This window comes from Streptomyces yokosukanensis (assembly GCF_001514035.1).
GTDB classification, from domain to species: Bacteria; Actinomycetota; Actinomycetes; order Streptomycetales; family Streptomycetaceae; genus Streptomyces; species Streptomyces yokosukanensis.
In genome coordinates this window covers 56,314-72,629 of record NZ_KQ948217.1, presented here as the reverse complement: position 1 = coordinate 72,629, position 16,316 = coordinate 56,314, and the positions used below count along the sequence as shown (strand labels likewise).

Annotated in this window: 16 protein-coding genes; 10 read left to right on the top strand and 6 right to left on the bottom strand. The window is 71.6% G+C overall.

The annotated features are described in order from the left end of the window. Positions 1 to 42: 42 nt before the first annotated feature. From AQI95_RS27965 to AQI95_RS27960, 3 genes are all read left to right on the top strand, one after another. Positions 43 to 1,410, top strand: coding sequence for a peptidase C39 family protein (locus AQI95_RS27965; protein ID WP_067129648.1), 1,368 nt, complete (start codon positions 43 to 45; stop codon positions 1,408 to 1,410). 4 nt (positions 1,411 to 1,414) lie between these two features. Continuing rightward, positions 1,415 to 1,678, top strand: a complete 264-nt coding sequence (locus AQI95_RS50185) for an SCO1431 family membrane protein (RefSeq protein ID WP_341849483.1) — start codon at positions 1,415 to 1,417, stop codon at positions 1,676 to 1,678. A gap of 80 nt (positions 1,679 to 1,758) precedes the next feature. Then, a complete protein-coding gene (locus AQI95_RS27960; protein WP_067129646.1) occupies positions 1,759 to 2,412 on the top strand; it encodes a TetR/AcrR family transcriptional regulator in 654 nt (217 codons plus the stop codon). Between the two features lie 58 nt (positions 2,413 to 2,470). On the opposite strand, the gene AQI95_RS27955 is transcribed toward AQI95_RS27960, so the two are convergent. Then, complete coding sequence (locus AQI95_RS27955) at positions 2,471 to 3,712, bottom strand: glycoside hydrolase family 18 protein (RefSeq protein WP_067129644.1); 1,242 nt, start codon at positions 3,710 to 3,712, stop codon at positions 2,471 to 2,473. 356 nt (positions 3,713 to 4,068) lie between these two features. Here AQI95_RS27955 and AQI95_RS27950 point away from each other — a divergent pair, with 356 nt between their 5' ends. From AQI95_RS27950 to AQI95_RS27935, 3 genes are all read left to right on the top strand, one after another. Then, on the top strand, positions 4,069 to 5,244 hold the full coding sequence (locus AQI95_RS27950; protein WP_067129642.1) for an acyl-CoA dehydrogenase family protein: 1,176 nt from the start codon (positions 4,069 to 4,071) through the stop codon (positions 5,242 to 5,244). Between the two features lie 348 nt (positions 5,245 to 5,592). Then, positions 5,593 to 6,693 carry an Rv3169 family protein gene (locus AQI95_RS27940; RefSeq protein WP_067129637.1) on the top strand — a complete coding sequence of 367 codons (1,101 nt, stop codon included), beginning with the start codon at positions 5,593 to 5,595 and terminating at the stop codon, positions 6,691 to 6,693. A gap of 14 nt (positions 6,694 to 6,707) precedes the next feature. After that, entirely contained in the window at positions 6,708 to 7,802 is a 1,095-nt protein-coding gene (locus AQI95_RS27935) for a phosphotransferase family protein (RefSeq protein WP_067129634.1), read from the top strand. A gap of 22 nt (positions 7,803 to 7,824) precedes the next feature. Here the strand turns inward: AQI95_RS27935 and AQI95_RS27930 are convergent, their stop codons facing one another. Continuing rightward, positions 7,825 to 8,259: a hypothetical protein gene (locus tag AQI95_RS27930; protein ID WP_067129631.1), complete on the bottom strand. Its 435-nt coding sequence runs from the start codon at positions 8,257 to 8,259 to the stop codon at positions 7,825 to 7,827. A 244-nt stretch (positions 8,260 to 8,503) separates the two neighbouring features. On the opposite strand from AQI95_RS27930, the gene AQI95_RS27925 reads away from it, so the two are divergent. The 4 genes from AQI95_RS27925 (at position 8,504) to fxsA (ending at position 12,660) form a co-directional block, all read left to right on the top strand. Beyond that, positions 8,504 to 8,944: an Lrp/AsnC family transcriptional regulator gene (locus AQI95_RS27925; RefSeq protein WP_043498889.1), complete on the top strand. Its 441-nt coding sequence runs from the start codon at positions 8,504 to 8,506 to the stop codon at positions 8,942 to 8,944. A 73-nt stretch (positions 8,945 to 9,017) separates the two neighbouring features. Next, entirely contained in the window at positions 9,018 to 10,625 is a 1,608-nt protein-coding gene (locus tag AQI95_RS27920; RefSeq protein WP_067129628.1) for an amidohydrolase, read from the top strand. 561 nt (positions 10,626 to 11,186) lie between these two features. After that, positions 11,187 to 11,996 carry a polyprenol monophosphomannose synthase gene (locus tag AQI95_RS27915; RefSeq protein ID WP_067129625.1) on the top strand — a complete coding sequence of 270 codons (810 nt, stop codon included), beginning with the start codon at positions 11,187 to 11,189 and terminating at the stop codon, positions 11,994 to 11,996. 100 nt (positions 11,997 to 12,096) lie between these two features. Further along, positions 12,097 to 12,660, top strand: a complete 564-nt coding sequence (fxsA, locus tag AQI95_RS27910) for an FxsA family membrane protein (protein WP_067129622.1) — start codon at positions 12,097 to 12,099, stop codon at positions 12,658 to 12,660. Positions 12,661 to 12,766: 106 nt separating this feature from the next. Here fxsA and AQI95_RS27905 read toward each other — a convergent pair whose 3' ends face one another. The 4 genes from AQI95_RS27905 to yczE all read right to left on the bottom strand — a co-directional run bounded on the left by AQI95_RS27905 (position 12,767) and on the right by yczE (position 16,251). Further along, the gene (locus AQI95_RS27905) at positions 12,767 to 13,141 is read right to left on the bottom strand and encodes an RNA polymerase-binding protein RbpA (RefSeq protein WP_003977404.1); all 375 of its coding nucleotides are present in this window, start codon (positions 13,139 to 13,141) and stop codon (positions 12,767 to 12,769) included. Positions 13,142 to 13,430: 289 nt separating this feature from the next. Continuing rightward, entirely contained in the window at positions 13,431 to 14,777 is a 1,347-nt protein-coding gene (locus AQI95_RS27900; RefSeq protein ID WP_067129619.1) for an MFS transporter, read from the bottom strand. A gap of 56 nt (positions 14,778 to 14,833) precedes the next feature. After that, positions 14,834 to 15,601: a glycerophosphodiester phosphodiesterase family protein gene (locus AQI95_RS27895; RefSeq protein WP_067129616.1), complete on the bottom strand. Its 768-nt coding sequence runs from the start codon at positions 15,599 to 15,601 to the stop codon at positions 14,834 to 14,836. After that, a complete protein-coding gene (gene yczE / locus AQI95_RS27890; RefSeq protein ID WP_067129613.1) occupies positions 15,598 to 16,251 on the bottom strand; it encodes a membrane protein YczE in 654 nt (217 codons plus the stop codon). Before yczE ends, AQI95_RS27895 begins: the two co-directional genes overlap by 4 nt. Positions 16,252 to 16,316: the final 65 nt, after the last annotated feature.

The window sequence follows — 16,316 nt, the reverse complement described above, 5'->3', positions numbered from 1 at the left end:
GCAGCCCGGCCCAGACCCGGACACCTGGGGGTAATCGCGCCCATGAGCAGAGCCCAGCAGCCGTCCCGCAGAACCGTCCTCACCGTCGCCGTCGCCGCGGCGGTGGCCGGCGGGACGGCCCCCGCTGCCGCCGCGCAGCGGCCCGCCGCCGATGCCGACGACCCCGTCCCGGCGCAGGCCCGCCCGATCGACTACCACGCCTGGACCACGTACCGCGAGTGGCGCCTCGGGGCCGCCCAGGGCGTCAGGGCCGTCTCCGGCGCCCGCCCCGGCCTGGTGATCGGCACCCCCGTCGGCCGCAGCGACTACACCGACCCGCACACCGGCACCACCGCCACCTGGGAGTACGCCACCTGGACCGGGCCGGCGCACCGGCTCGCGGTCCCCGCCACCGAGGTCGTCGCCTCCTGGAACGCGCACACCCCGGACGGCACCTGGCTCCAGGTCGAGCTGCGGGGCACGTACTCCGACGGCACCGAGACCCCCTGGTACGTGATGGGCCGCTGGGCGGCCGGTGACCAGGACATCAGGCGGACCTCGGTGGACGGCCAGAAGGACGGCAAGAGCGCCGTCTGGACCGACACCTTCGCCATCGACGACGCGAGCACCGGGCTGCGCCTGACGTCGTACTGCCTGCGGCTGACCCTGTACCGCAAGCCCGGCACCCGTCTGACACCCACCGTGTGGCGGCTCGGCGCCATGGGATCCGACGTGCCCGACCGCTTCACCGTGCCGGCCTCCACTCCCGGCCTCGCCCAGGAACTCTCCGTCCCGCGCTACTCGCAGGAGATCCACAAGGGTCAGTACCCGCAGTACGACAACGGCGGCGAGGCCTGGTGCAGCCCCACCTCGTCGCAGATGATCATCGAGTACTGGGGCGGCCGGCTCACCCCCGAGCAGCTGTCCTGGGTCGACCCCTCCTACGCCGATCCGCAGGTCGACAACGCCGCCCGCTTCACCTACGACTACCAGTACGAGGGCTGCGGCAACTGGCCGTTCAACGCGGCCTACGCGGCCACGTTCCACGGGCTCCAGGGCGTGGTCACCCGGCTCGACTCGCTCACCGACCTGGAGACGCTGGTCGCGGCCGGCATCCCCGCCATAACGTCCCAGTCGTTCCTGAAGACGGAGCTGACCGGCGCCGGCTACGGCACCGCCGGCCATCTGATGACCGTGACCGGCTTCACCGCGGAGGGCGATGTGATCGCGGGCGACCCGGCCTCGCCGGGCGACGACGCGGTACGGCGGATCTATCTGCGCCGCGAGTTCGAGAACATCTGGCTCCGGACCAAGCGGTACAACGCCTCCGGTCAGGTCGTCTCGGGCACCGGGGGAGTCTGCTACCTGTACTTCCCGGCCCATCCGAGCCCGCGCCAGCGCCAGGCGCTCGCGGCGGTGGGCGTGCGCTGACCGTGTGAGCAAGCTCATCGCCGCAAAAGGCGCTACGGGTGGCAAGGTGGACAAACGGGTGGGGAGCCCGCATCCGAACATCCGATCTGCACGTGCGATCCGTACGTCCGACCTTGCGAGTAACGCCATGACCGCACACCCGGCCACCGCCACCCGCGCCCGCACCGGCGGCCCTCAGGAAGACGGCCCGAAGATCCTTGAGCACGCCATGGGCTGGGTCCTCGTGGTGGTCGTCGCGATGCTCGTGACCCAGCTCGGCCTGCTCTGACGCAACCGCTCACGTGTGCGGCATGTTCTGACATACTGCGGATGTCCCGCCGACCGCCTGGAACAGGGTCGAAATTGAATATGCCGCATCAGCGTGCCGCCGTCCGTCCCCGGATGCGCGGTACCGAGCGTTCGTTGGCACGTCGCGCCGAACTCATCGCCATCGGGCGGAAGTTGTTCGCCGACACGTCCTACGACGCGCTGTCCATGGACGACATCGCCCGCCAGGCGCATGTCGCCAAGGGGCTGATCTACTACTACTTCCAGTCCAAGCGCGGCTATTACCTGGCGATCGTCCAGGACTCCGTCGCCGACCTGGTCACCTTCGCCGCGAGCGGCCTCACGATGCCCGCCGTGGACCGTGTCCACCGCACCATCGACGGCTATCTGCGCTACGCCGAGCACCACCAGGCCGCCTACCGCACCATCGTCAGCGGCGGCGTCGGCTTCGACGCCGAGGTGCACGCCATCCGGGACGGCGTGCGCGAGGCGATCATCGACACCATCGCCGAAGGGGCCTACGGCCGCAGCGACATCGCCCCGCTGCCCCGCATGAGCCTGCTCGCCTGGGTGTGCAGCGTCGAGGGTGCGACCCTGGACTGGATCGACCGCCCCGAGCTGTCCCGCGACACCATGCGCGAGCTGCTGGTGAAGACGCTCGGCGGAGCCCTGCGCGCCGTCGAGGAGCTGGACCCGGTCTACCCGGCCCCGCAGCCTGCCCGCCGCGACACCTGACACACAAGGGAGCGGGGGCTCGTGGTCCCCCGCTCCCGAGCCCCCCGGTTCCGGGGGGCTAGTCGATGGCCTTGATCAGCTCGCCGTTCGTGGTGTCGCCGCTCAGCTCCCAGAAGAAGGTGCCGCCGAGGCCCTGCTGGTTCTTGTACGTCATCTTCGTGGCGATCGTCGCCGGGGTGTCGTAACTCCACCAGTCGCTGCCGCACTTGGCGTAGGCCGTGCCGCCCACGGTGCCGGTCGCCGGGCACTTGGTCTTGAGCACCTTGTAGTCGTCGATGCCCTGCTCGTACGTCCCCGCCGCCGGGCCGGTCGCCGTGCCGCCCGGTGCCGCCTGGGTGACCCCGGTCCAGCCGCGGCCGTAGAAGCCGATGCCGAGCAGCAGCTTGGACGCCGGGATGCCGAGGCCCTTGAGCTTGGCGATGGTCGCCGAGGTGTCGAAGTCGGCCTTCGGGATGCCCGAGTACGAGGTGAGCGGCGAGTGCGGGGCGGTCGGGCCGCTCGCGTCCCAGGCGCCGAAGTAGTCGTACGTCATCGGGTTGTACCAGTCGACGTACTGGGCCGCGCCCGCGTAGTCCGCCGCGTCGATCTTGCCGCCGCTGGAGGCGTCCGCCGTGATCGCTGCCGTGACCAGTTTGCCGGAGCCGAACTTCGAGCGCAGGGCGGCCATGACGTTCCTGAACGCGTCCCGGCCGCTGGTGTCGCAGCTGTTGCCGCAGGCGTTCGGGTACTCCCAGTCGATGTCGATGCCGTCGAACAGCCCCGCCCACTTGGAGTTGTTCACCAGGTCGTAGCAGGACTGGGCGAAGGCGGCCGGGTTCTTCGCGGCCTCGCCGAAGCCGCCGGACCAGGTCCAGCCGCCGAAGGACCACAGGATCTTCAGGCCCGGGTGCTTCTTCTTCAGCTTCAGCAGCTGGTTGAAGTTGCCGCGCAGCGGCTGGTCCCAGGTGTCGGCGACGCCGTCGACGGACTCGTCGGCGGTGTAGGCGCGGTCGGTGGCCGCGTAGGAGTCGCCCATCGCGCACGAGCCGCCGGTGACGTTGCCGAAGGCGTAGTTGATGTGGGTCAGCTTGGCCGCCGAGCCCGAGGTCTCGACGTTCTTGGCGAAGTACTTGCGGTCGTAGGTACCCCATTCGGTGAAGTAGCCGACGACCTTCGAGCCGGCCTGGACCTGCGGTGCGGCCGGTGCGACGGGCGCGGCCGCGGTGGCCGTGCCCGTCCCGGCCAGCAGTGCGGCACCGAGGACGGTGGTGCACGCGGCGGCCAGGACCGCGCGCAGCCGCGGGCGGTGGGGAGTCTGCATCGGGTGTCTCCTCGTGGGGGAGAGGGGAACGCGCGCCGATTGGCATGAACGCGGTAAAGCGTTGGTCATGCACAGTAGGAGGACTAGACCACTGCGTCAATGGTTCGGACCAATTTCGATGGGCGGTCGCGGACGGAGATGGGGGCGCGCCGGATTCCGACTGGATTCTTGAAGTAAGCGGTCGTTAACTGGTGACGGGAGGTCGCTGATCGGGCATACTCACAGCGCACAGCCGCTGGTCAGCAGCTTCCGAGACCCGGGAGCGGGCGCCCTCGGCCACACGGAACGACCAGGCGGAGCCGCCCCCACCCGACGGGCCAGACCGCCGGTGCCCGAACAGGGAGGAGACCGACGCCATGTCCGACCGCGACCCGCAGCCGGTGGAGCGTCAGCTGCCCACGGAGGAGGCGCGGGATCTGCTCGCGCTCGTCCGGGACATCGCCCAGCGCGAGATCGCGCCGAAGGCCGCCGAGGAGGAGGACGCGGGACGCTTCCCGCGCGAGGTCTTCACCCTGCTCTCCGACTCCGGCCTGCTCGGCCTGCCGTACGACTCCGAGTACGGCGGCGGCGACCAGCCCTACGAGGTCTACCTCCAGGTCCTCGAGGAGCTTGCCGCGGCGCGGCTCACCGTGGGCCTCGGTGTCAGCGTGCACACGCTCGCCTCCTACGCCCTCGCCACCTACGGCACCAAGCAGCAGCAGGTCGAGCATCTGCCCGCCATGCTCGGCGGCGGACTGCTCGGCGCGTACTGCCTGTCCGAGCCGTCCTCCGGCTCCGACGCGGCCTCGCTGCGCACCAAGGCCGTGCGGGACGGCGAGGGGAGCTGGGTGATCGACGGCACCAAGGCCTGGATCACCCATGGGGGCATCGCCGACTTCTACACGGTCATGGCCCGCACCGGCGAGGACGGCCCGCGCGGGATCACCGCCTTCCTGGTCCCCGGCGACGCGCCGGGTCTGAGCGGAGCGCTGCCCGAGAAGAAGATGGGCATGAAGGGCTCACCCACCGCGCAGGTCCACTTCGACGGCGTCCGCGTCGGCGACGACCGGCGGATCGGCGAGGAGGGCCAGGGCTTCTTCATCGCCCTGTCCGCCCTCGACTCCGGACGGCTCGGCATCGCCGCCTGCGCGATCGGCCTCGCACAGGCCGCGCTGGAGGAGGCGGTCGCCTACGCCACCCAGCGCCGGCAGTTCGGCCGTCCCGTCGCCGACTTCCAGGGTCTGCGGTTCATGATCGCCGACATGGCCACCCAGATCGAGGCCGGCCGCGCGCTCTACCTCGCCGCGGCCCGGCTGCGTGACGCGGGCAAGCCGTTCAGCAAGCAGGCCGCCATGGCCAAGCTGCACTGCACCGACGCGGCCATGAAGGTCACGACGGACGCCGTGCAGATACTCGGCGGCTACGGCTACACCGCCGACTTCCCGGCCGAGCGCTATATGCGCGAGGCCAAGGTCCTGCAGATCGTCGAGGGCACCAACCAGATCCAGCGGATGGTCATCGCCCGTCACGTGGCGGGACCCGAAGCTCGCTGAACTGCCCCGTGCGGACCGTCGGGGCCGCCAGCCTGATCCACTCCGGGTCGTGGCGGCCCGGCAGGGTCCGGCCCCGGTCGGCCCAGGTCCGCATGAGGTCGCGGTAGATGGGCGGGTCCTGCGGCGCGGGCGGCGCAAGCGATTCCGCGGGTCGCGGGACGAAGACGCGGCGCTGACGCCCGGTGACCGTGTACGTGGGGGTCATACCTGGGCAACGCGGAATCGGTCGGACAGGTCACCGCCCGGCGGAATCGAGCGTCAGTTCAGCCCCTGTCCGGTTCGCGCTCTGGCCTCCCCAGGTCATCTGACGTACCGTCAGCCGACCATCGTTCAGGGGGTGTGGTATTCGTGGCCGACGACCGTCCCGTACCGCTCGACGAGTACCCGGTGCATCAGGTGCCGCTGTCCATGAATCACGTGGCGACCGGTGACCGCAACGCCTACGACCGCTGCATCTTCCACGTCTTCGACCACACCGGCCGCGCCCTGCTCATCCTCGGCCTCGGCGTCTATCCCAACCTGGGGGTGATCGACGCCTACGCCACCCTGCGCACCGGGGACACCCTGCACGCCGTCCGCGCCTCGGACGCCCTGGGAGAGGACCGGATGCGGCTCGCCGTCGGCCCGCTGCGCATCGAGGTCCCCCGGCCGCTGCACGAGCTGCGGCTGATCTGCGAGGACGAGCAGCTGTCGTACGACCTCACCTGGACGGCGGCGTTCCCGGCCCTGTGGGAGCCGCACCACATCCAACGCCGCGGCGACCGCCTCACCCTGGAGGGCCGCCGCTTCGTCCAGGCCGGCACCGCCGAGGGCGTGATCCGTGCCGCGGGTGCGGAGTTCCGGGTCACCGCGGACGACTGGACCGGGACCCGGGATCGCAGCTGGGGCGTGCGGCCGGTGCCGGGCGAGGACGGCGGACGGCTCGCCGCCGACCATCCCACCGAGGGCTTCCACTGGATCTGGTGCCCGGTCCGCTTCGAGGACCGCTTCCTGATGGTCATCACCCAGGAGGACGCGGACGGCCACCGCTCCCTGAACGACGCCACCCTGGTCCGCCCCGGCGAGCGCGACCGCCAACTGGGCTGGCCCCAGGCCGAGATCGGCTACCGATCCGGCACCCGCCACCCGGAACGGGCGCTCATCCACCTGGGAGACGCGCGGCGCCCGCAGAAACTGGACGTCGAGATCCTGGCCTCCTCGCCGCTCGCGCTCGGCGCGGGCTATCCGCCGGCGGACGACTGGCAGCACGGCACATGGCAGGGGCCCGGCTGGACCGACCGCCGCACCTACGACATGACCCAGCCCCACCCCCTGGCCGGTTACGGCGTCACCGACCACTCCGCCCGCTTCCGGCTCGACGGGCAGACCGGTCACGGCATCTTCGAGCACGGTTCGTTCGGCCGGCACGACCCGAGCGGCTTCACCGGCTTCGACTCGGTCGCGCCCTGAGGGAGGAGCCCGGTATGGCCACGGCACCGCGCCCCCGCACCACCACCCGCGACCCCGAGGAACTGTCCCGGCGCCTGACCGCCTGGCTCGGCACCCGACTGCCCGGCGCCAAGGCCACCGGCGTCACCGTGCCGGCCTCCAACGGCATGTCCAGCGAGACGCTGCTGTTCGACATCGAGCACCCCGAAGCGCCGGTGCGCGCCTGCGCGTTGCGGCTGGCGGCGGACCCGGCGGCGTACACCGTCTTCCCCTCGTACGACATGACCCGCCAGTACCGCACTCTTCGCCTGGTCGCCGAGCACTCGGACGTACCGGTGCCGCGCGTGCTGTGGCTGGAGGAGGACCCGGGCCCGTTCGGGGCGCCGTTCTTCGTCATGGAGCGGGTCGCCGGGCGGGTGCCGCCGGATGTCATGCCGTACACCTACGAGGGCAGTTGGCTGTACGCGGCGAGCGACGCCGAGCGCGCGCACCTGGAGGCAAAGACCGTCGGCCTGCTGGCCCGGCTGCACGACCAAGTGCCGCTCCACGAGGCGGAGTTCCTCGCTCAGCCCGGTGCCGGTGACGCCCTGCGCCGACATGTGACGGCCCAACGCGCCTATTACGCCTGGGTGATCGACGGGCTGCCCCGCTCACCCCTCATCGAAGCCGCCTTCGACCGGCTGGAGCAGCTGTGGCCCCGCGACGCGGGCGAACCCGTCCTCAGCTGGGGCGACGCGCGCATCGGCAACATCGTCTACGACGGCTTCGACCCCGTCGCCGTCCTGGACTGGGAGATGGCGGCACTCGCCCCGCGCGAGGTCGACCTCGGCTGGACCGTGTATCTGCACCGCTTCTTCCAGGACCTCACGGTCGCCTCGGGACAGCGCGGACTGCCGGACCTCCTGCGCCGCGACCGGGTCGAGGCCCGCTATGCGCGCCTGACCGGCCACACCCCGCGCGACATGGACTTCCACACCCTCTACGCCGCACTGCGGCACGCGATCGTCATGCTGCGCATCGCCTACCGTCAGGCGCACTTCGGGGAGGTCGCCGTCCCGGCGGACCCGGACACGCTGATCCTGCACCACGACAGCCTGCGCGCCATGGTGCGGGGCACGTACGGGGACTGAGCCGGGCCCGGTCGAGAAGGACTCAGGCGGCCTCGCGGCGCATCGCCGCGACGCGCATCGGGCGCGAGCCCGGACCGCCGACGTGCGAGAAGGGCTGGGTCCGCCAGTCGAGCCCCTGGGGCAGCGTCAGCAGCAGCGCGGTGTCCTGCTCCTGCGGCTCGGCGGACTCGTCCGCGGGACGGGCGTCGGTCGCCGAACGGCCCGTACCCGCACAGACCGTGAGCCCGAACGGGTTCCACGGCGAGGCGCACAGCGCGTGCTCCGGCAGGACGTCCTCGTCCGCCAGCAGCGCGATCGGCTGGGCGCAGTCCGGGCAGATCACCCGGTACCCCTCGAAGGTGTCGTAGGCGTCCAGTTCGTCCTCGGCGACGTCGGGTTCGACGCCCTCCGGCTCGGGCTCGACGACGGGCTGCTGCCGCTTGGGCACGGTTCGACCAGGGTGACGGGCACTCTGCATGGATTTCTCCCCCTAAGGCTGGGCCGTGAAGGCACTGCGGCCTCGACCACAGCAAGCACTTCCCGTCCGCCCTCGACGGTAATCACGAGAACATCACGGAGCCTGTTCGGGTTGTGTGTCGTTCGTCACATGCCGCATGCAGGTGCGCGATGCCGGGCCTTATGCGGTGCTTTTGTATCGAACCGGCCATGACCTGCGCTCTCGGCTATCCCAGGAGATCAAGCGCACTGTAGGTTTTGGCGCCATGGAGGAGCTGGACCGACAGATCGTGCAGCTGCTCGTCAAGGACGGGCGGATGAGCTACACAGACCTGGGCAAGGCCACGGGCCTGTCCACGTCGGCCGTGCACCAGCGGGTGCGCCGGCTGGAACAGCGTGGCGTCATCCGCGGCTATGCCGCGGTGGTCGACCCGGAGGCCGTCGGGCTGCCGCTCACCGCGTTCATCTCGGTGAAACCGTTCGACCCCAGCGCCCCCGACGACATCGCGGACCGCCTCGCCGGCGTCCCCGAGATCGAGGCCTGCCACAGCGTCGCCGGCGACGAGAACTACATCCTCAAGGTCCGCGTCGCCACCCCCCACGAGCTGGAGGAGCTCCTGGCCCGGCTGCGCGGCCTGGCGGGGGTGTCGACACGCACGACGGTGGTGCTGTCGACGCCGTACGAGGCGCGGCCGCCCCGGATCTGAGCACCGCGGCGCCGGGCGCCTCGCGGGTGCCCCGAGTACAGCTCGCGGCGGCCGAGGCGCGAAACTGTCCGCTATGAGTGAGCGCACCGCCGAGCCCCCCAAGACCGTCCTCCTGCGCCGCGGCGAGGTGCACAGCCCCGCGGACCCCTTCGCGACAGCAATGGTCGTGGAGGCGGGCCACGTCGCCTGGGTCGGCTCCGAGGGCGCCGCCGACGCCTTCGCCGACGGCGTGGACGAGGTGATCGACCTCGACGGCGCCCTCGTCACCCCGGCCTTCACCGACGCCCATGTGCACACCACCGCCACCGGTCTCGCCCTGACCGGCCTGGACCTGTCCGGCGCCCCCTCCCTGGACGCGGCCCTCACCCTGGTCCGCGACTTCGCGGCCGCCCGCCCGGACGACCGTGTCCTGCTGGGCCACGGCTGGGACGCCGCCCGCTGGCCGGGCGGCCGTCCGCCGACGCGCGCGGAGCTCGACGCGGCCACCGGCGGCCGCCCCCTGTACCTCTCCCGCATCGACGTGCACTCGGCGGTCGTCACCACCGCCCTGCTGGACCTGGTCCCCGGCGACGTTCCGCGCACCGACACGCCGCTGACCAAGGACGACCACCACGCCGTCCGCCGGGCCGCGCTCGCCGCCATCACCCCGGCCCAGCGCGCCGAGGCCCAGCGTGTCGCCCTCGCCCACGCGGCCTCCCTCGGCATCGGCTCGGTGCACGAGTGCGGTGGCCCGCAGATCTCCTCCGAGGACGACTTCACCGGCCTGCTCGGGCTCGCCGCCGAGGAGCCGGGCCCGCGGGTCGTCGGCTACTGGGCCGAGCAGAACGTCGACAGGGCGCGCGAACTGGGCGCCGTGGGCGCGGCCGGCGATCTCTTCGCCGACGGCGCCCTGGGCTCGCACACCGCCTGCCTGCACGAGCCCTACGCGGACGCCGGCCACGCCGGCGTCGCCTACCTGGACGCCGAGGCCGTCGCGGCCCATGTCGTCGCCTGCACCGAGGCGGGCCTGCAGGCCGGCTTCCACGCCATCGGCGACGCCGCCGTGGCCGCCGTCGTGGACGGCGTGCGCGCCGCCGCCGAGAAGCTCGGCCCGGCCCGCATCCGCGCCGCCCGCCACCGCGTCGAGCACGCCGAGATGCTCACCCCCGAGACCGTCGCCGGCTTCGCCGAGCTGGGCCTGACCGCCTCCGTGCAACCCGCCTTCGACGCGCTGTGGGGTGGCGAGGACGGCATGTACGCCCGGCGGCTGGGCGCCGAGCGGGCCCGCACCCTCAACCCCTTCGCGGCCCTCCTGCGCGCGGGCGTGCCGCTCGCCTTCGGCTCCGACAGCCCGGTCACCCCGCTCGACCCGTGGGGCACCGTGCGCGCCGCCGCGTTCCATCGCACGCCCGAGCACCGCGTCTCCGTCCGGGCCGCCTTCACGGCGCACACGCGGGGCGGCTGGCGGGCCGTGGGGCGGGACGACGCGGGCGTCCTGGTGCCGGGCGCGCCCGCCGACTACGCCGTCTGGCGCACCGACGAGCTGGTCGTCCAGGCCCCCGACGACCGGGTGGCCCGCTGGTCGACCGACCCGCGCTCGGGCACGCCGGGACTGCCCGACCTGACCCCCGGCCGCGACCTGCCGGCCTGCCTGCGCACCGTGGTGGGCGGACGGACGGTGTTCGTACGGCCGGGCGAGTGATCTACGGGCGGGGCGCGGCGGTCATCGGCCGCCGCCGCCCCGCCGCCCCACCTGCGCATCCTCGGCGCTCACCCCGGCATTCGGGCTTTCTTGGCAGGTCAGGGGACTGTTGACAGTCGACGGCCGAGGGCCGGTAGGTTCGGCCGAGTCCACCACCGGACGCCCGACCGGGGAGCGTTCACGCAACTCGTCGCAGCGCCGCGTCGCTGGGTCAGGGACGGTGTGCCGCACCGGGGCACCGTCACTGGGAGCCAGGCTCAGCGCGCGCGCCGCCGAGGGAACGTTCCGGCCCGGCAAGGTGTGACCCGGGTGGGGCCCGTGCGCTCAGTAGACAACGGCTCTCGGTCGATCCGCAGCCAGCGGGTCCCAGGTCGGCCCGAAGGGCGCCGGGCCCCCATCCGCCGTGGCGGGGAAAGCGCGACGGCACGTCTCTAAGGTGCCGAAAAGCGCGTTCTTACCCCTCTCTTGCGGAATCGACACCCGCTATACGAACGAGTCGGCACGTCATGCCAGGCCGAGGCCACTATGGTGGATCCCTGCGTACAACCAGAAGGGGCAGCAGTGAACGACGGCGACGGGACCCTCGCGGCCAAGGCCCAGGGGAGGCAGTTCGGTCCGCTCGGCACGGCCTTGGTGATCATCCCGACCTACAACGAGGCGGAGAACATCAAGACCATCGTCGGCCGGGTACGCAAGGCCGTCCCCGAGGCGCACGTACTGATCGCGGACGACAACAGTCCCGACGGCACGGGCAAGCTCGCCGACGAACTCGCAGCCGATGACGCCAACGTCCAGGTGATGCACCGCAAGGGCAAGGAGGGCCTCGGGGCCGCCTACCTGGCGGGCTTCCGCTGGGGCCTGGAGCGCGACTACGGCGTGCTGGTCGAGATGGACGCCGACGGCTCCCACCAGCCCGAGGAACTGCCCCGTCTGCTCACCGCCCTCAAGGGCGCCGACCTGGTGCTCGGCTCCCGCTGGGTGACCGGCGGCCGTGTGGTGAACTGGCCCAAGTCCCGCGAGTTCATCTCCCGTGGCGGCAGCCTCTACTCCCGGCTCGCCCTCGACCTGCCGCTGCGTGACATCACCGGCGGCTACCGCGCGTTCCGCCGCGAGACCCTGCAGGGCCTGGGCCTGGACGAGGTCGCCTCGCAGGGCTACTGCTTCCAGGTCGACCTGGCCCGCCGCGCGGTCAAGGCCGGCTATCACGTGGTCGAGGTCCCGATCACCTTCGTCGAGCGCGAACTCGGCGACTCCAAGATGAGCAAGAACATCCTGGTCGAGGCGCTGTGGCGGGTCACCGCCTGGGGTGCCGCAGAGCGGGTCGCCAAGTTCAAGGGCATGGCCGGCGGCCGGGCCGCCAAGCGGGCCTAGGCGCCGTAGGCCGTGGCTCGGCCGCGACCGATCCCGTCGCGCGACCGGGCCTGATCGACCCCTTATCCCGCACTGAGCCGTCGCCAGGCACACTGGGAGCATGACGACTGGCGTTCCGACCTCCCCGTACACCACCTCCCGGCCCCGGCGCTCCCGGCTGCGCAGGTATCTGCCGCTGGGGGTCGCCGCCTGGCTGGTGCTGGAGATCTGGCTGCTCACCCTGGTCGCGGGCGCGGCCGGGGGGCTCGCGGTGTTCCTGCTGCTCGTCGCGGGCTTCGTGGCCGGCTCCGTGGTCATCAAGCGGGCCGGCCGCCGCGCCTTCCAGAGTCTGAACGAGGCGCTGCAGCGGGGCGGTTCGCCGGAGCGCGGCGGTGGCAACGGCCTGATGATGCTCGGCGGCCTGCTGCTGATGATCCCCGGCCTGGTCTCCGACGCCGCCGGCCTGCTTCTGCTGCTCCCCCCGGTCCAGAAGGCCGTGAGCCGCTACGCCGAGAACGCTCTGGACAAGCGGCTGCGCACCGCCGGTGCGGGCAGCCTCAAAGACGCGTTCCAGCAGGCCCGTATCCACCGTCCCGACGGCAAGGTGGTCCAGGGCGAGGTCCTGCGTGAGGACCGGCCGGAGCGGCCCGAGCCGGGGGAGCAGTACCCGCCGCTGACGCGGTGAGCCGGATCTCGGACATGGGTGAACCGCGGGCGCCGTACGTAGACTTCACGTACGGCGCCCGCGGTTCTTCGATGTGCGCTGTGTCTCGGCCCAGCCCCTGTTGGGACTACGCCGACTTGCGGCTGTCCCGGGGGTGAACCGCGATGTTCATCGCCCCCGAGCGCAGAACCGCCAGACGCTCCTCGAGGACCTCTTCGAGTTCCTCACGGGTGCGCCGCTCCATCAGCATGTCCCAGTGGGTACGCGCGGGCTTGGCCTTCTTCTCCTCAGGGCCGTCGCCGTCGACGAGGAGTGCCTGGGCCCCGCAGACCTTGCACTCCCACTCCGGCGGAATCTCCGCCTCGACCGAGAAGGGCATCTCGAAACGATGCCCCTTCTCACATGCGTACTCCACGGCCTGGCGCGGGGCCAGGTCGATACCGCGGTCCGTCTCGTAGCTGGTCACCACGAGGCGCGTACCGCGAAGAGCTCGCTCACTCATGAATCGTGCCTCCCGGGCTTGTCGCCCACAGGACAGGTGTCGCTGTCGTCGTCATCCGGTCAACGTCCGGTCGGCGGTAAAGATTCCCGTTCCGTGTCCCGTTCCGGGTGATGCGTCGCCGTCGTAGCCGCAGCCTTGCTGACAAATGTCGTACCCACCGGCGCCCGGTTTGTCACATCTGCTAGCAGATGTCACCCAGCGTTTCGGCATCTTTGACGCGCAGTAACGGTACGCCTGGCAGGCCAAAGGCGTACACTACCGCCCTTTCGGGTTGAGTGCTAAATCGATGCTAAAACTTCTCGGGTACCGGATTCCCCGCCTCGGCGATCGCCCTGCGCACCGGGACCCGCGCCAGCAGGGCGAAACCGATGATGAAGAAGGCCACCAGCGAGATGATCGCGGAGCGATAGCTTCCGGTCATCTGGTAGGTCATGCCGAACAGCAGCGGCCCGAGCCAGCTCATCCCGCGGTCGCTCATCTCGTACGCCGAGAAGTACTCGGCCTCCTTGCCGGGCGGCACGAGATGGGAGAACATCGAGCGGGACAGCGCCTGGCTGCCGCCGAGGACCAGGCCGATCCCGGCGGCCAGCACGAAGAAGAACACCGGCGCCTTCGCGGGCAGGAAGTAGCCCGCCGCCAGCGTGACCGTCCAGGCCACCAGCGAACCCAGGATCGTCCGCTGGGCACCGTAGACCCGGGCCAGCCGGCCCATCGCCAGCGCGCCGGCCACCGCCAGCACCTGCACCAGCAGCACGGCCACGATGAGCGTCGACTGGCCGAGGCCCAGTTCCTGCGAGCCGTAGACGGAGGCCTGTGAGATCACCGTCTGGATGCCGTCGTTGTAGATCAGGTACGCCAGCAGGAAGCCGAGCGTCAGCGGGTGGCGGCGCATGTCCCGGACCGTCGCCGTGAGCTGCTTGAGTCCGGGTGCCGTGGCGCGCTCCACGCGCGTGTGCCGGTCGCGCAGCCTGCGCAGCGGTACGAGCGTGAAGGCACCCCACCACAGGCCCGCCGAGGCCAGGCAGACGCGGACCGCGGCCGTCTGGGTCAGGCCGAAGGAGTCGTGGGCCGAGTACAGGACCAGGTTGGCGACGAGGACCGTGGAGCCCGCCGCGTAGCCGAAGGCCCAGCCCCGCGAGGAGACCGCGTCACGCTCCTCGGGCGGGGCGATCTGCGGCAGGTAGGAGTTGTAGAGCATCATCCCGACGGACTGCGCGGCGTTGGCCACCACCAGCAGCAGCCCGCCGAGCAGATACCGGTCGCCGTCCAGGAAGAACATGCCCGTGGTCGCCGCGGCCCCGGTGTACGCCGCGGCCGCGAGCAGCGGCTTCTTGCGGCCCGTACGGTCCGCGGCGCTGCCGACGAGCGGCATCACCACGACCGCCAGGATCACCGACAGGGACACCGTGTAGGCGAAGAAGGAGCCCGCCCGGACCGGGACGCCCAGCGGATGCACATAACCGTCGGCGTCCGCGGCCCGCTCGGCGACCGCGGTGAGGTAGGGCCCGAGGAAGACCGTCACCACGCTCGTCGAATAGACCGAGCAGGCCCAGTCGTAGAAGTACCAGCCGCGCTGCTCGCGCCGCAGGCTGGCGGTCTCGTCCGCCGCCCCCGTCCGCACGGTGTCGGTTCGCACCCGTGCCCTCGCTTCCCCGCTCAACTGCGAAGGCGCGGGCCGTGGCGGTCGGGCGCTCAGCCCCAGACGCCGCGGTCCTCCATGACCTTGCGCAACGTGTCGATGTGATCGGTCATGATGCCATCGACGCCGAGGTCCAGGAGCCGGTGCATGCGCTCGGGTTCGTTGATCGTCCACACGTGGACCTGCAGCCCGCGCGCGTGGGCGGCGCGGACGAAGCGGTGGTCGACGACCGGGACCCCCGACTGGGCCTCGGGCACCTGGGCGGCGACCGCGGAGCGGCGTACGGCGGCCGGCAGCCCCCACGAGCGAAGGCGCAGATTCAGCACCCCGCGTGTGCCGAACGAGGTGGCCAGCCGCGGCCCGGCCAGCCGCTGGGCGCGCAGCACGCGAGCCTCGGAGAACGAGCCCACGCAGACCCGGTCCCAGGCGTCGGTGCGCTCGATCAGCTCCAGCAGCGGGCGCAGCGCGGGCTCCGCCTTGATGTCGACGTTCCAGCGGACCTCGGGGAAGGTCTCCAGCAACTCCTCGAACAGCGGCACCGGTTCACGGCCGCCCACGCGCGCGTGCCGTATGTCCTCCCACGGCAGGTCGGCGATGCGGCCGGCGCCGTCGGTGACCCGGTCGAGCGTCGAGTCGTGGAAGGCGACGAGCCGGCCGTCGGCCGTGGCGTGCACGTCGGTCTCGATGTACCGGTAGCCGGTCTGCACCGCGCGCCGGAACTGCGCCACGGTGTTCTCCAGCCCGTCGGCCGCCCCGCCCCGGTGGGCGAAGGGGATCGGGCCGGGATGGTCGAGGTAGGGGTGGCGTATCGCGGTGGTCACGGACGCAGTATGGCGCGTTCCGGTTGCCCCGTGGCAACGACCGTGCTGCGCCCCGGTGCCGGCGGGGCGGCGAACACGCGCAGGAAGAACTGCGCGAGCGGGCCGATGGACAGCGCGTACAGGACGGTCCCCACGCCCACGCTGCCGCCGAGGGCGAAGCCGGTCGCGACGACGGTGACCTCGACGGCCGTCCGGATCTGCCGGACCGAGCGGCCCGTGCGCCGGTGCAGTCCGGTCATCAGGCCGTCGCGCGGGCCCGGCCCGAAGTCTGCGGAGATGTACAGGCCGGTCGCCAGACCGTTGAGCACGACGCCCGAGAGGAGGAGCGGCACGCGGAGCGCCAGGGCGTGCGCTTCGGGGAGCACGGCCATGGTGGCGTCCATCGCGAAGCCGATCACCAGGACGTTGGAGACGGTGCCGAGTCCGGGGCGCTGCCGCAGCGGAATCCACAGCAGCAGGACGGCCGCCCCCACGAGCGTCAGCACCAGGCCCATGTTGAGTCCGGTGCGTTCGGCGAGGCCCTGGTGCAGCACGTTCCAGGGTTCCAGCCCGAGGCCCGCCCGCACCAGAAGAGCGGAACTCGTGCCGTACAGCGCGAGCCCCGCGTACAGCTGGAACAAGCGGCGTCCGAATCGGCTCGGAGCGGACACGGGATACCCCCCTGGGTGGTGGCGGTGGCCTGACGCATGTCACTCTGTGGCTTGGCGTGAAAGGC